The sequence below is a fragment of the Arthrobacter sp. AL12 genome, from assembly GCF_029960645.1.
Taxonomy (GTDB): domain Bacteria; phylum Actinomycetota; class Actinomycetes; order Actinomycetales; family Micrococcaceae; genus Arthrobacter.
In genome coordinates this window covers 148,825-163,711 of record NZ_JASBQY010000007.1, presented here as the reverse complement: position 1 = coordinate 163,711, position 14,887 = coordinate 148,825, and the positions used below count along the sequence as shown (strand labels likewise).

Below are 14,887 nucleotides of genomic sequence, written 5' to 3'. Positions count from 1 at the left end.
GGAGCCCGAAACGACCAGTTCCACCCCCACGGAGGACCCCCATGGCATTGAGTGCATCCACCAGCCTTCCGCACCACGTTGACCGAGTCACCGCCGTTTTCGTCAACGAGGACTTCCTGCGCCACACGAGCGAACTCGTCGGCGGGACCCTCGAATCCTTCACCGTCGACGGCGACACGGCCGGCGCCTTCAGCACCACGACCGTGCGGACCATCCCGACCCACCGGATGCCGGACATGGCCAGGAAATTCGTCGGCGAACGCCTGAAGGTGACTCAGCTCGAGAGCTGGGACGCCCCCGCTGCCGACGGCTCCCGGCTGAGCAGCATCACCCTGAAAGTCTCCGGGGCGCCCCTGGACGTCAATGCCGTCCAGCGCCTCGTCTCCGACGGCGGCAGCACCCGGATCGAGCTTGAGGGCACTGTGACGTCGTCGGTCCCGTTCCTGGGCGGCAAGATTGCCGAAGCGGCCGAACCGATGGTGGGCAAGGCCCTGAACATCCAGTCCACCCAGGCCCAGGCCTGGCTCGAAAGCCACTAGCACATGGAGCTGCCGGCAATCCTGGCCGCCGTTCTGATCGTTGCCGGCCTCTGGTCCCTTGTTGTCTGGCCGCAGTTCCTGCGCCGGGTCATGAAGGATCCAAGGTCCCGCGACACGGACGGCAAAGCCACCCGCTTCCTCACCGTCCACGTCGTCCTGGTCAGTATCTCCATGCTGCTCGGGGCGGCGACGGCGGCCATCGGGATCGCCGGCCTGATCAGCTAGGGGCGCGGTCAGACGGGTCTGGCCAGGCGGCGGGCCAGGCCAGGTTCCGGGCGCTACCCGCCGGAGCCTAAGGTGCGGTGCTCGACGTTCGGGCCTGGGCCAGGGCGTCCTCGGCCGCGACCCAGGAGATCATGGCGCACTTCACCCGGGCGGCGTACTTCGAGACACCTTCAAAAGCGGCCGCGTCGCCGAGGATTTCCGGATCCGCGGCGAGTTTCCCCCGGGAGCGCAGGACGTCCCGGAAGCTGTCGATAACCGCAGTGAAACCGGCCACGTCCATCCCTTCGGCGAGCTCGGCGAGTACCGAGGCCGAGGCCATGGAAATCGAACACCCCTGGCCGTCCCAGCGCAACTGGGCGACCTTCCCGTCAGACACCGCCACGCGGACAGTGACCTCATCCCCGCAGACCGGGTTGAGCTGGTGGGACTGCCCGGCCGACGCCCCCGCCGGAACCGGCGTCTCGGCCAGCCCGCTGCCGGTGCGCAGTTTCGCGTGTTCCAGGATGATCTGCTGGTACAGCTGTTCAAGGCTCATACGGAAAAGTCCTTAGGCTCCAAAGTAGGCTCGGACCCCGGCGACAGCCGCGAGGAACGTGTCGACGTCGGACGTTGTGTTGTACAGGTAGGTGCTGGCCCTGGTGCTTGCCGTCAGGCCGAGGCGCCGGTGGAGCGGCTGCGCGCAGTGGTGGCCCACGCGGACGGCGATTCCCTTGCTATCGAGGAACTGTCCGACGTCGTGGGCGTGCACGCCGGCGACATCGAAGGAGGCGAGGCCGATCCGCTCCTCGCCGGGGGCCGGCCCGAGGACGCGGATGCCGGGAATCGATGAGAGGCCTTCGACGAGGCGCTGCCCGAGCAGGGATTCCCAGGCGTGGACGCGGCCCATGCCCGTCTCGGTGAGGTAGTTCGCCGCTGCGGCGAGTGCGATGGCCTGGGAGACCTTCTGGGTCCCTGCTTCGAAGCGCTGCGGGGCAGGCAGGAAGGCGGCACGCTCCATCGTCACCGTGGTGATCATCGATCCCCCGGTCAGGAACGGCGGCAACGCGTTCAACAGCTCGGACCGGCCGTACAGCACGCCGATGCCGGTGGGTCCCAGCATCTTGTGGCCCGAGAGGACCGCGAAGTCGACATCCAGGTCCTTCACGTCCAGGGGAAGGTGGGGCGCGGACTGGCAGGCGTCCAGCACGGTCAGGGCACCCACCCGGCGGGCCATCGCCACCAGGGTCTTGACCGGGTTGATGGTCCCCAGGACATTCGAGGCGTGGCTGAAGGCGAGGACCCGGGTGGCCGGGCTGATAATCCCGGCAGCAGCGTCGAGGTCCAGCGCACCGGCATCATCGACGGGGACGAACCGAAGGGTCGCACCGGTACGCTCCGCGAGCTGCTGCCACGGGATAAGGTTCGCGTGGTGTTCCATCTCGGTGACGACAATCTCGTCGCCGGCTCCCAGGGCGAAGCGTGCCGCCGGCCCGGCGGCCCCCGGCAGGGACGAGTTCAGGAACGCGTAGCTGAGGAGGTTCAGTCCCTCGGTGGCGTTGGAGGTCCAGATGATCTCGTCGGCGTCTGCGCCCACAAAGGCGGCCAGGGTCTCGCGGGCGTCCTCGAACGACTCCGTGGCTTCCACGGCCAGCAGGTGCGCGCCGCGGTGAACGGCGGCGTTCCGCTGCTCATAGAACTCCTGCTCGGCCTCGATGACGCTGATCGGGTTCTGCGAGGTCGCCCCGGAATCGAGATAGATCAGGGGGTGACCGCCCATGGGCCGGGCGAGGATGGGGAAATCATTGCGGATCCGCAACACCTCATCGTCGGTCAGGGCTGGCGAGAGCAGGGCCCGGGACTCTGACGTCGGCACAAAAGCCACGCTGGCCTCCTCGGATCGGGTGAAATGGACTACTTTCCATCATCCCACGGAACGGCGCACCCGATTCTGCAGGTAATACCGGGGTCCTCAGTTGTCCCCCCGGGCTGTCCCCCCGGGCTGTCCCCCCGGGTTGTCCCTCCGGGTTGTCCCTCCGGGTTGTCCCTCTGGGGGCCTCAGGGCCTGTGTGAATGGCCGCCGGTGTCGATCAGGTCAACCCGCCGGCTGACGCCGAGTTTGGCGAACACCCGGTAGAGGTGTCCTTCCACGGTCCGCTGGGACACGCAGAGCCGCTTGGCTATCTCGGAGTTGGTGGCCCCGGCGGACACCAGGTCCAGGATTTCGGTTTCCCGGGCGGTAAGTTCGGCATCCTGTTCCGGACGGACCAGGTCAATATGGGCAGCCATGCCGGCAGCAGTCATCCTGTTCTGGATCTTGCGCTGGACAGCCAGCAGTTTCCGTTTGTCCGTGGTTTCGGCGAGGCAGCGTTCCGCTTGCTGCGCCGCTTCGAGCGCCAGCAACACATAGCCGGCGCGCAGCGCCTTGTCACTGATCCTGACGAGTTCGGCGTCGTCCGCATGAAGCACCGCGAGCGCGTAGTCGTGGAGCATGCCGGCCTCCCGCCCCTCCACCGCGAGGCTGCTCCGGGCAAGACCGTCAGCTGCCGCCGTGTCCCCGCGGCGCACGGCCAATCGCCTGATGTCCGTCTCAACCCCCCGCAGACCCTGCCGCCGGGCCTCCTCCGCCAGGCCGCCGAGCCTCTTGCTGACGTCGGCAGCGCCCCCGGGCGCTCCGCCAGCGGCGGTCGAGTACGCTTCGGCGAGAAGCGGGAGTGCCCCCGGACCGCGGTACCGGGACAGCCGGAAAGCTGTCGCGTGCTCCTCGGCCTCCCGTGGGTGACCCACCACGGAGGCGGCGTATGCTGCGACCGCATGGGCGAACGGCAGCAATTCCCAGGGATCGGCAATCGTGAGATCCTCGACGCCAAGAACCAGCTCGGCAATCCCCTCGGGCATGCGCCCCTGACGGACACGGGCGAGGCCCCTCATCAAGTGCAGGATGCCGCCGCTGAGCAGCAGCCGCGACGGAAAGTCGGCCTCGTATTCATCGAGGGCTGCGGCGAGCGCTTCCCATTCCCCCGCCCAATTAAGGCTCAGGCTGTAGCGCACCAGGAGGTCCTCATACATGAGGGGCAATGCCAGGCTGGCGCTCCGGGCCCCTTGCCAGGCCTCGCGGGCCAGCCCCAGGCCGTCCACCACCCGGCCTTTGGCACAGAGCAATTCGGCGAGCAGCGACTCGGCCGGGATCTTAATCTCCGGCCGCTCCCCGGCGGCCACGATCAGCCGGCTCAGCCCGCCCTCACGGTCCTCCTGGCCGCCGTTCAACTGGTTCCTGTTCGGCCGGCTGCCGGCGGACCGCGCCGCCTGTGCCACCGCGGCCAAATCCAGCCATGACGGCCCCGACCCGGCGTCGCTGGGGAAGGCCCCTTGGCCGGTGGGGGGAAGCCCGACGTCGGCCGGCACGGCGGGGATAGCGGCGGCGGGAGTTCCGGCACTTCCACCCCCCTGGGCGCCCGTTCCTGCTGTGCCGGCTCCGGCGGTGTCTGGTCCTGCGGCGGTGGCACGGCTGCGGTCGATTGCTACCCGGTTCCCCGGCGTCGTTGTTCGTGCCGTCAGCCTGGCGGACAGCAGAGCCGCCAGATAGCGGGCGTTTTCGTTTGGCATGGGCTCAGCGAGCCGCAGGAAGTTCGCGGACTGCTGGCGGTCGCCCAGCAGGTACCGCGCGTAGGCCATCTGCAACCGGGCCTCGGGCAGCTTCGCATCATCGGAAATTGCCTCGGCGGTCCGCAACGCGGACCGGGCGTCGAGGGCGGCGTTGGCAGTGCACGCCGCCTTGAGAAGCTCCTCCGGCGGCACCGCGGCTCCACAGTCCAGCGCCCATCGAACCCGGTTCAGGAATGCGTCCGGGGGTACTGGCCCTCCCGGATGAAGTGAGACAAAGCTGGCACGCAAACCGGCGCTTTTTCCCGCCGGAACCCACCGGCGCATGATCTCCCCGATGAGGGGACTCGCGGGGCGGACCGTCCGGTCAGCGCCTCGTGAGACGGTGATGATGCCGGCCCGTTCCAGGGCGTCGACAGCCTTCGGGCCGCCAAACCCCAACAGCTGGCCCAGTGGCAGCGGTCCCGCCAGGGCAACTATCGCTGCGGCTGTCCTTTCTTCGGGTGACATCGACCGCAGTTCGTGGCCGATCAGGTCGGCGACGGGAATGTCGGCCAGGCCGGGAGTTGAGATGAGGAACCAGGTGCCGTGGCGCAGTGCCAGGGCACCTGTGGTCCGGGCGTGTTCGATCAGGGACAGCAGCATGTACGGGTTTCCGGCAGAAGCCTCGGCGAACAGCGCACTGGCCCACGGCGAGACATCGGCGCGGAGAACCTGCTCGCAAAGCTGGTGCACCTCGGTCCGGGTGAGCGGCTCGAGGTCAAACTTGGCAACGAGTCCGTCATCCCAGAGGGCCAGGAATTCCTCGGGGATCAGCAATCCCGGGCGGCTGAAGGCGAGGATGCTGGCAGCACCGGTCGCTACCGCCTGCGCAACGAGCTGCGTCGTCCCGTGGTCCAGGCACTGGGCGTCATCGATCACGAAGAGCGGCTTGCTGGGCTGGGACTTGATGCTGTCTGTCATGGCCTTGACGACGGCGGAAAAGGAATCCAGGTCGTGGGCGGGCAGCTCGCCGAGGTAGGGCGATAGCGCGCCGAACGGCACGGCAGACAGTGCTGGTGTTGCCGAGAGCCGGATCACGGCCGTGTGGGGACGCAGTTCCCGGATGACAGCCCGGGAGACTGCGGTTTTCCCCGTGCCCGGGTTGCCGACGATGAGGGCACCGGCAGTCCCGCCGTCGCGCAGGCATTTGACGATGTCCTTGACGACGCCGGACCGGCCCACCAGGGTTGCGGACTCAGTCAGGCTTTCCACCTGCGGCCCTCCCCGCGGCAACACGTCGGCGCCCGGACCGCCCGGGAACGTGGGCGCCGGCTCCGCCCCGACCGACTGGAGGCCCGGGCCCCGGGTCGGTCAGCCCAGGCGGGCGTGTTCCACCGGTCCGGAGATGACATCTTTAAGTTCCGACCTGCTCGCGACGTGGAGTTTGGCATATACCTGGTAGAGATGCCCCTCAACGGTGCGGACAGAAACGTGCATCTCATCCGCGATCTTCCGGTTGGACGTACCCGCCGCCGCTCTGACCGCCACCTCCGATTCCCGGGCTGTCAACGTGGAGGTCAGCAGCGAGAGCACTCCGTTCCTGGGGTTGCCGAACCGGTCCTCCAGGGACTGCTGCGTGCGCTGGGCCATCCGGAGGGAGATCCGGTTCCCGGCGTCGTTCGCGCAGCTGACCGCCTTTCTGGTCACATCCCTGGCGAAGACCGCATGGCCTGCCGCGTCGGCGTCCTTGGATGTAGCCAGCAGTTCCTCGCTGTCTGCATCCGCCAGCCCATCCGCGAGACGCGAGCACAGGGCGGCGAAGTGCCCGCTGACCTGGTCCGCAAGGTCACTGAGTTTCTGGCTGGCCTGGCGGTCTCCCAGCCGGGCTACCGCCGAGAGGAACTGCAGGCCGGTGGCAAGGGCAGAGGCGTCCGTATCAATGTCGGCTTCCAGCTTCAGTGCGCGCAGAGCCTCGGTCTTCTGCCCAATTTCCGCTTTGGCGGACAGCTCAAAGTACCGGGTGAGGCGGTTCACGAGCCACGTTGCCCGGGGCTGCTGCTCCTCGATTTCCACCAGCAGGGCGCATGCTTTGTCCTCATCGCCCTGGAGCGCGTAAGCGTACGCACAGGCTGCGGCAGCGAGGCCGGCAACAGCGTCCGGATCGTGCACGCTGAGCTGCCAGACCCCGGACTGCAGCCGCTGGATTGCCCCCGTGAGATGACCGCGATGGAGGTCAACGATCCCTTGGCCGATCTCGAACATGCCGCCCAGCCTGGCTTGCTGGTCGCAGGATTCCGAGGTGTCGGCGATGAAGTCTGCCGCCTCCCGGAATCTGGCCGACAACAGCAGGAGCAACAGGAACCGCCCGCGGATTTCGCGGATCGATGCATCGGAAAGGTCGAGGGTGCCAGCGGAAAGGATGACCTGCCTGCTGAGCCCTACGGCGCCCAGGACGTCGCCGGTGACAGCTTTCGCCTCGCACAGCAGGCTCGCGGCGATGACCTTTGCTTCGTTGCCGAGGTCGGCAGTATCCGCGTCCTCGAACATTTGCAGGACGTCACCGTACCGGCCTTCGAAGGCGGCCAGCTCGGCATAGGCCAGGCGCAACCGCTCAGCGACCGAATCCGGCTCCGCACCGGCTTCCCCGGAGACCGTGAGCCGCAGTTCAATCTCCTGCAGCCTGGCCAGTGCGCTGGCCGATGCTGCAGGGCCGCGCCGGTCCAGTTCGGCCCACAGGAGCTGCAGTGAGGCCCACTCACCCAGCGCAAGTCCGTCACCTGCCCGCTGTTCAACGTCGCTCAGGATTCGGCGGGCGGCGTCGTCGTTGTGCAGGGCGATATGCGCCCGGGCAGATTCGACGGCCACTTCCGCCAGTTTCTCGCCGCCCGCGATTTCCCGGGCAAACCTCAGGGCGGACTGCGGGTCGGATGCCTTGTTCGCGAGGCGCGCCGCCGCCAAGGCCATTCGGGGGCCCACCTCTTCCCCGCAGTCCAGAGCCCACGCTACCGCCGTGGACCCCGTGAATTCGTCGACGTCCTGGTCCTGGAGAACAGCCCCCAGCCGGCGCCGAAGCTCCGCACTGCGGCCCGGCGGCACCACGCTGGCAACGATTCCGGCAGTGACCGGGTTGGCGATACTCACCATGGGCGGGTGGTCATGGCTGACGACGATCAGTGCCCGTTCCTGCAGCGTGTCTATGTCCTGCGCCCGGGACACGCTCATCAGGGTCTGCAGGGGCAGGGCTCCGGCGAGCGCCAAGAGCTCGAACACGTCGCGCTGGCCGGGGCTTAGCCGGTTCAGGCGGGCTTTAAGAACATCCCGTATCTCTCCGGCCAGAGCGACCGTTTTGTCCCCCAAAACCCAGAAGTCCTCGTGGCGGACAATGGTTCCGAGCTTGATCTGCTCCCGTGCCAGGGAGTGCAGGAAGAGAGCGTTGCCGCCGCTTGCGTTCCAGAGGGCGCGAGCCGCGCTGTGGGAGAAGTGTCCGCCGTACTCCTGGGCAAGGCTGTCGGCCGTTTCACGGAAATCGAAGGGGCCAAGGTCGATCCGGCGCAACAGATCGTCCTTCCAGAGTCCCATGATGTCGCTGCCCAGATTCGGCAGGTCAACGCACGCTGCGAGCAGCAGTACGTGTCCGCCTGCACAGAGCTGTGCAACCATCATGGTGGAGAGCTCATCAAGGTCATGGGCGTTGTCGACAAAGAGCACGACGCCGCGGCCCTGGGCCCGGGCATGAAGGAGCTGGGTCAAGCCCCGGAGCACCATCAGCGGGTGCTCAAGGTGGGAAGCATCGAGTTCATTGAGCAGCACGCTCAGGGCACCGTACGGGAGTTTGGACGAGATGGAACTGCCCCGGACCTGGACGACCAGGTAGTCGTCCCCCAAGTGTTCCAGGGCCCGCTGGGCAATGAATGATTTTCCAGCCCCGTGCTCCCCGACGAGGACTGCCCCGCAGCCGGATCCCGATGTCAGCGCCGCTACCACGTCCTCAACGGTTTTGTGCCGGGTGTAGTGCTTCTCGGGCCGCCCCTTCCCCGAATGTTGGATAGTAGAGATCAAATCTGTTCTGCCGCTGCCCGCAGGCAGGCCGACTTCCTGCTGAAACATGAGAGAGACCTTCGCAATCAAAGTATGACTACCGATGAGTCCAAACTATTGACAGCAGGGATTTTTCGGATGCGTAAGCGCTACTCGATTACCAGCGCGGGGGAGGTCCCTGGACTACGTGGATGTACTCAGGGTCGCCAGGCCGGAATGTCATCCAAACCAAGTAGTCGGTCCCGATCCGAAAGCCGGGTGGTGCGGGCTTCGCCACGCGGGTGTCCGTGGTGCCTGGATTTGGGAGGGCTGCCGCGCCCCGGCGTGGTACGGCTTTGCGCCGTCACAGTTCTGGCACGGCCGCCCGGCGTGCGGGCGGCCGAGCCAGGACTGGGGCCACTGAAAACTTAGGGAGCCGACGGCGGCTGGGGGGAGGAACCTCGGTCTCAGAAGGTTCCGACGCCGTCGGCTCCGTCAAAGGGGTTCACGCACGTGGCGGGAACCATTCGAGAGACCATTTCGGAGCGGTTTAACATCTGTTGCACCAGTGTGGACCATCGTCCCCACGCCGGCGGTCCTGGCAACTTCCTCGTTCTGCCCGGGCCGCTTCTGCGTTGATGGCTCCACGTTCAAAGTCCTTCGTCGGGTGGATTTGTCGGGTGGTTCCTGGTGCTTGAATACAATCTAGCGAATCGGACACCAACGGCGCACCGGTAGTGCGTACTCGAATTCGTGGCGGGTTCCGATCGAAGCTGTGGTCCAGGGTACTTGCCATGGCGGCCGGCTCGCATGGCTTGCGCGGTTCGGCTACGCGGTCCCCGTACCCGGGCCGCCGGGTGCCTACTTGCCGGCCCCCCGGGGTTACGCGCGGCGATCGGGAAATCAGTGACGACTGTTGCCCGGCCGCCGGTAACGGGGTTGGGGAAACCGCAAACGGCCGGGCCGGAGAATGCCCGGAGCCAGTCAGGACGGAGATACTCCCGGCAACTGGTCCCGGCCTTTGACGTTGAGCTTGGCATAGCTGCGGTAAAGGTGGCCTTCGACGGTTCGGATGGACACCTGCAGCTCGGCGGCTATCTGGCGGTCGCTCAGGCCGCGCACCGCCAGCGCCACGATGTCGCGCTCCCGGCGCGTCAGCACGCCAAGGGGGTCGGCTGCGGCGTCCATTTCCTGGCCGGCGATTCGGTCTGCCCTGTCCAGGCAGTGCTTCCGCCGGGACATCGCCATGCGTTCCCGCAGGGTGTCACCGGCTGCCCGGTACCCGGCCGCGGCGGCATCGTAGGCGAGCGTCGCGAAGCCCCACAGCCCGGCCTCTTCGCAAATGGTCCCCGCTTCCAGATAATCAGCGGCCAGACCTGTGCTGACCGCCGCCGCATAGCGGCAGATCGCGGCGGGCCGGGGGCCTTCCAGCTCGGGTTGCAGGTCGAGCAGCCGCGCGGCCGCGGCCCGGTCTCCGAGGGCCAGGCAGAAGACCAGCGATTCGAACTCCAGCCCTGCCGTGGAATCGTCGCCGTGGGGGCGTCCCAGCGCCCTCAACTCGTCGACGGCGCCCGGGTAGTTGCCCAGGTGGGCCTTTCCGTAGGTGACTGCCATCTGCGAGAGGATGCGCAGGTAGCGTGACACCGTCCGCGGGGCTGCGTCGTAGTCGGCGAGGAATGCTGCTGCTTTGTCTTTGGCGCCCGCGTCGGCGGCGGCGGCGGCGGCCATCGCGGCGGTCAGGGCGAAGAGTTGCTGGGGATCCGCGACCCGCAGTGATTCCAGCGCCGCGCTGAGCGTGTTCACGGCCTCGGCGGCCTTGCCCTGGTACAGCAGGATGATGCCGTGTGCGGCGTGGACTCCGCCGCCGAACGAGGCGAGGTTGGGGCCCTGTCCGGCGGCCACACCGGCCAGGAGGTTTCCGGCGGCTTCCCAGTCGCCACCGTGGATCACGGCTGCCGCTGCCCGTGCCACGAGGAATTCGGCGAGGAAATGCAGTTCGCCGTCTCCGGAACCCGCGCTCTCCAGGGCCTGTGACACCGCAGCGAACGACTGCACCGCTTTGCCCTGCACAAGGAGCCGTTCCGACGTCAGCGCCAGACTAAACGCAGCCTCCAGGGCGTTTGTGGGAGGAGGCTCTGCGCCGGCCTCCGCTTCGGCTTCCATGCCGGCACCGTCCGGGTACTCCCCCGCCAGCGCAAACACCATGGCGTGAATGGTCGCATACCGTTCCCGGGTGGCCGCGAGGATTCCCTCGGCATCTTCCGGGTTGTCCCGGGCCAGCTTCTCCCCTGCCTCCAGGAGGGCTGCGGCGCGGTCCATGATGTCCGCCGGCGCGTGGCCCAGCGCTGCCTGCACCGCAGCCCACATCAGCGTTCCCGTGAGGAGGACAGCCACGCTCTGGCCCTTGGCGAAGTCGGCTTCCAGGATGTCCCGGGCAGAGGAGTAGTCCGAGGTGTTGAAGTAGGTCCTGGCCGTCACGGCCCGTGCAGCCACCTGCAATTCGGGGTCTTTGACCAGAGCGGCGGCGTTACGTGCCAGTTCGTCCTCGTGGAGCCGGCTGGCCAGGACGGCTGCCCGCAGAAGCTGCCGGTCCTCGACCTCCGCTCCGCATTCAATCGACCAGCTGACCTGGCGCAGCAGGCCTTCTGCCGACGTTGGTTCGTTGTCCATGAGCCGCAGGAGGCTCTGCCGGAGCTGGAGGCTGCGGGCCGGCGAAATCAGGTTGCGCAGTGTGTCGCCGTAGATGGAGTGCCAGAGCCTCAATTGCGGGTGCGGTGCCGGCGTCACGCGGATCATCTCATGTTCGATGAGGGCGGCCACCGCGTCTTCGCCCACCGTGGCCTCAATCAGATCCCGGGAGACCGGCTCGGCCAGGGCAATCAGGTTCAGGGCGTGGCGTTCCTGCGGGGAACGCCGGAGCAGCTGCCGGCGCACGACGTCCGTGAGGCGGTCCCCGTGGCTGCTAAGCGGCCTGGCGAGCAGCCACACCCCGTTGCGTTGCAGCAGCGTGCCGTCGGTCTTCGCGTCGTCAATGAGACCGCTGAGCAGCAACGGGTTGCCCTCGGAGGCTTCCCAGAGGACTTCGGCGACGCTTGGCAGGATCTGGGAACCCAGTGTGCCCTCGAGGATGTCATAGGTCTGCTGCTGGGTCAGTGGTCGCAGGTCGAGGCGTTCGGCTATCCCCTCAAACCACAGCTGCAGCAGCGGTTCCGGCAGGCCCGGCCGGGCGGCCGAGGCTACGAGCAGTTTCACCCAGCCGGCGGCGGCGAGTTCCACCAGGATTCCGGCCGTCGACTCGTCAAGGTCATGTGCGTCGTCCACGACCAGCAGCAGGGGCTTCTGGGAAGCGCGGCGCTCTTCCTCCAGCCGCGCCCAGAAGGTCCTGAGCACCGCCAGTTGCGAGGTGGCCTCCTCCACGGGCAGCCCGACAATAAAAGGGCCCAGTACGCCGTAGGGCACATTCGCCAGCGAAGGGCTGCCGTGGATGCGGACAGGTGTCACGGCTGTCTGCAGTTCGGCCACCACGGCGTCCAGGAGAGTGGATTTTCCGATCCCGCTGTCACCCAGCAGCAGGACCGCAACGTGGGTGCTCCCCTGGATGGCCTCCACCGCCGACCGCAGATCCTCCGCCCGCCCGGTCAGGGCCTTCGTTGCTTCCGCCGAATCGGGAACGGTCGCGCGGTTCCTAGATGAGTCCAAGCAGATCACTTCGCGAAGAAACTCCCAGCTTGGTGAACACCTGGTAGAGGTGTCCTTCCACTGTCCGAACGGAAATACCGATGGCCAGGGCAATGTCCTTGTTGGAGACCCCGTTGCCGGCGAGGGTGGCAATCTGCCGTTCCCGGTCTGTGAGCAGCGGCCCCTTGTTCCTGGGGACAACCGGCAGCGCGGGCAAGGAATCCGCGAGACCTTCGAGGATGGCGTGGGCCGCGCTGGCCTTCACGCTCAGCCCCGCGGCCTTGGCGAAGTCGAAAGCGAGGGCAGCGCATCTGGCCTGGACGGCGTCGAGTTCCAGGGCCGCGGCCTGGCTGGCGGCCTCCAACATCACGGCGGGGTCCTTCGTGCGGCTGCCCACGGCGATCGTTCGGGACAGCTCTGCGAGGGGCCCCTGCCGCAACGCCGCGATGTCCTCCAGGAACTGGAAATCCCTGGTGGTGCCGTTGACCGTCGCACCGAGCATGAAGATGCCGGCCAGGGTAAACCGTCCCGCATGGTAATGTTCCTCAGCCGCGCGCACCAGCCGGTCCTTCGCCTCGGGATCTCCCAGCCAGCGCGAGGCCATGTCCATGCAAAAGTCCGCGGAGGTTCGGACCGCGAAACGGGCAGGGCCGTCCGCTGAACGGGCCCGGTCCAGGTAGACCGTGGCCTGCACGGAATTCCCGGTCTGGGCGTAGGCGAAAGCGGTGGCCGCGTAGGCCTGCCGCAGCGAGTGCAGGCTGGCCCTGACTTCAAGCTGGGCGATCGCCGCAAGGAGCGGGTCCAGGGCCATGTAGCCGCGGCCCGCATAGACATAGGCAAGACCTACAGCCAGATCAGTGGGCGCGCTGCCGGAATGCAGCCCGTGGCCGGCCCGGCCGCTGGCGTCCTTGAGCATGTCGATGCTCTGGCGCCAGAATCCGGACAGGAGCAGCACGTTGAAGGATCGCCAGGCAAAGTTTTCCCGGATCCGCGGAACATTGGACCATTCCCCCAGCTGGCCGCCGATTTCCCGCAGCAGATTGCGGGCCTCGACCTCCCTGCCCGTCATGCAGAGGGCTTCGATCAGAATGATGCCGCACCTGAGCCGATGCACCGGATCAACGTCGTCCACCTCCGATGACGCCGCCGCGCGGAGCCGGTCCATCATTGGCGCGTAGTCGCCGACAAAGGAGAAGTAGTTGAATTCGCAGAGGTCCAGGCACAATTCGGCACGGGTCAGCTCCTGCGGTGACCCCGCCGGTGGCTGCCCGGCGAGCTCGCGGAGCCGCAGGCGGGCCTGCCCGAGCAGCTCAGGGACCTGACCAGCCCGGTCCGGGAACCAGGACATGCAGTCCGCCTTCGCGGCAATCAGTTCCGCGTACGCTCCGGCGCCGAGGGTGCCGAGCTGGGCTTCGGAGACGTCGTCCAGGGCCGCCATGGCCTGCAGCGGCAGTCCCAGTTGAAGGTAGGCTGCGGATTTCTGCAGCTGGCCCTCGGTCCACTCCGGGTCCTTCGGGCCCAGGCTGCCCGCGCATTTGAGCGCGAACTTCGGGTCAAAGAGTTTGACGGCGGCGCCGGCAGCCGCCACGGCGTGGGCGGGCGCCAGGGGCGCATCGCAGTCGTGGGTCCAGGCCGCGTAGGCGAGCAGGTCATCTACGGTCAGCTCGTTGAGCTCATCCTGCTGGTGCCCCGGCACTTTGTCCCGCAGCTCCAGCCTGCGCTCCACACTGAGCCAGTTGCGGACGATGTCGCCCAGATAGCGGTCCCCGAGCGAAACGAGGTGCCGGCCCGTCCGGTCGACAACAATCTGACCCGCATCTTCCATGTCCGCGATGACGCCGGGGCTGTACATCCTCGCGAGCCGGGCCAGCGGCAGGGTCCGGGCGCAGGACAGGACTTCGATGAGTTCCCGGGCCACCGGTGTTTCGCGGGCGTACCTGGCCCGGACGATGTCTTCCAGTGCGGTGCGCCCGTCAAGGACCACCTCATCCACCAGGGTCCAGACGGCCCCGGAGAGCACGAGGTTGCCCCGTTCAATCTGCTCCGAGACCACGGCCTGCAGCAGGGTCGGGCTGCCACCCACCAAATGGTGCAGCTGGCTGGCCAGGGCACTGGACACCCTGTGCCCCAGCGCCGCCTGGAGCACCTCGAGGGTTTCAACCTCCGTGAGGTTCGCGAGCCGGACCTCGGCCAGCTGCCCGGAGGTAATGAGCCAGTAGAAGTCGGGCGGAAGGTCCGTTGTGCGCTGGGCGGTGGCGACGAGCCGCGCGGTCCGGGTCTGCACCAGGTTGAGCAGCACTCCGGTACTCAGGTCGTCCAGGGCTCCGGCGTTGTCCAGCAGAATGACGCACTGGCGTCCGGCCGCGTCGTCGCGGATCAGGGACGTGATGCCGTGCAGGATGGCCGTCGGCGAGCCGAGGGAGCTTTGCGGCAGGCGGGCGAGCGTGAAGGCCAGGCATCCGTAGGGCGTCGCCGAGCCCGGTCCGGAGCTGCGCAGCTGGAGGGTATAGACGTCGGGTCCCAAGCCCGCGACCGCGGTGCGCCCTACCTGGGTTTTGCCCACGCCGCGGTCACCGGTGATGACCACGCCCATGCGGTCCTCCGCGAGCAGGGCGCTGCGAACCCGGTCGGCGTCCGCGTTGCGCGCGAGGCCTGACCACCTGTGCCGGTCCAGCGGACCGGCTGCAGGAACTTCTTCGGCGGGCACCAATGTAGTGGAAACATTCCCCCAGCCCAGCAAATCCCTCGACATCTTGTTTCCTTCGTACCGCTTTGCGGACAGCAAACCTGAGACCGTCCGCTTAGAAGTAGCGTATCCCTATCCCCCGACATCAGAGTAGAGCGATCCTACCGGCAATTTGGGACGC

Annotated in this window: 8 protein-coding genes; 2 read left to right on the top strand and 6 right to left on the bottom strand. The window is 67.4% G+C overall.

Annotation, left to right across the window (positions count from 1 at the left end):
• The first annotated feature begins 41 nt into the window (after positions 1-41).
• Both QK291_RS10365 and QK291_RS10360 read left to right on the top strand, forming a co-directional pair.
• Entirely contained in the window at positions 42-539 is a 498-nt protein-coding gene (locus tag QK291_RS10365; RefSeq protein WP_282381429.1) for a DUF2505 domain-containing protein, read from the top strand.
• 3 nt (positions 540-542) lie between these two features.
• The gene (locus QK291_RS10360; RefSeq protein ID WP_282381428.1) at positions 543-764 is read left to right on the top strand and encodes a hypothetical protein; all 222 of its coding nucleotides are present in this window, start codon (positions 543-545) and stop codon (positions 762-764) included.
• 67 nt (positions 765-831) lie between these two features.
• On the opposite strand, the gene sufU is transcribed toward QK291_RS10360, so the two are convergent.
• The 6 genes from sufU to QK291_RS10330 form a co-directional block, all read right to left on the bottom strand.
• Positions 832-1,299 (bottom strand): Fe-S cluster assembly sulfur transfer protein SufU, encoded by a 468-nt coding sequence (sufU, locus tag QK291_RS10355; protein ID WP_282381426.1) that lies wholly within the window; start codon positions 1,297-1,299, stop codon positions 832-834.
• Positions 1,300-1,311: 12 nt separating this feature from the next.
• Positions 1,312-2,625 (bottom strand): SufS family cysteine desulfurase, encoded by a 1,314-nt coding sequence (locus QK291_RS10350; RefSeq protein WP_282381424.1) that lies wholly within the window; start codon positions 2,623-2,625, stop codon positions 1,312-1,314.
• 173 nt (positions 2,626-2,798) lie between these two features.
• Complete coding sequence (locus tag QK291_RS10345) at positions 2,799-5,597, bottom strand: LuxR C-terminal-related transcriptional regulator (protein WP_282381422.1); 2,799 nt, start codon at positions 5,595-5,597, stop codon at positions 2,799-2,801.
• 99 nt (positions 5,598-5,696) lie between these two features.
• On the bottom strand, positions 5,697-8,432 hold the full coding sequence (locus QK291_RS10340) for a LuxR C-terminal-related transcriptional regulator (protein WP_282381420.1): 2,736 nt from the start codon (positions 8,430-8,432) through the stop codon (positions 5,697-5,699).
• Between the two features lie 894 nt (positions 8,433-9,326).
• On the bottom strand, positions 9,327-12,041 hold the full coding sequence (locus QK291_RS10335; protein WP_282381418.1) for a LuxR family transcriptional regulator: 2,715 nt from the start codon (positions 12,039-12,041) through the stop codon (positions 9,327-9,329).
• Complete coding sequence (locus QK291_RS10330) at positions 12,028-14,772, bottom strand: LuxR C-terminal-related transcriptional regulator (protein ID WP_282381416.1); 2,745 nt, start codon at positions 14,770-14,772, stop codon at positions 12,028-12,030. The genes QK291_RS10335 and QK291_RS10330 overlap by 14 nt, the downstream gene beginning before the upstream one ends.
• Positions 14,773-14,887 lie beyond the last annotated feature (115 nt).

Bases quoted from the DNA above. Each gene is read 5' to 3' on its own strand.
- sufU (WP_282381426.1), bottom strand. From the start codon at position 1,299: ATGAGCCTTGAACAGCTGTACCAGCAGATCATCCTGGAACACGCGAAA.
- QK291_RS10330 (WP_282381416.1), bottom strand. From the start codon at position 14,772: ATGTCGAGGGATTTGCTGGGCTGGGGGAATGTTTCCACTACATTGGTG.
- QK291_RS10365 (WP_282381429.1), top strand. From the start codon at position 42: ATGGCATTGAGTGCATCCACCAGCCTTCCGCACCACGTTGACCGAGTC.
- QK291_RS10360 (WP_282381428.1), top strand. From the start codon at position 543: ATGGAGCTGCCGGCAATCCTGGCCGCCGTTCTGATCGTTGCCGGCCTC.
- QK291_RS10340 (WP_282381420.1), bottom strand. From the start codon at position 8,432: ATGTTTCAGCAGGAAGTCGGCCTGCCTGCGGGCAGCGGCAGAACAGAT.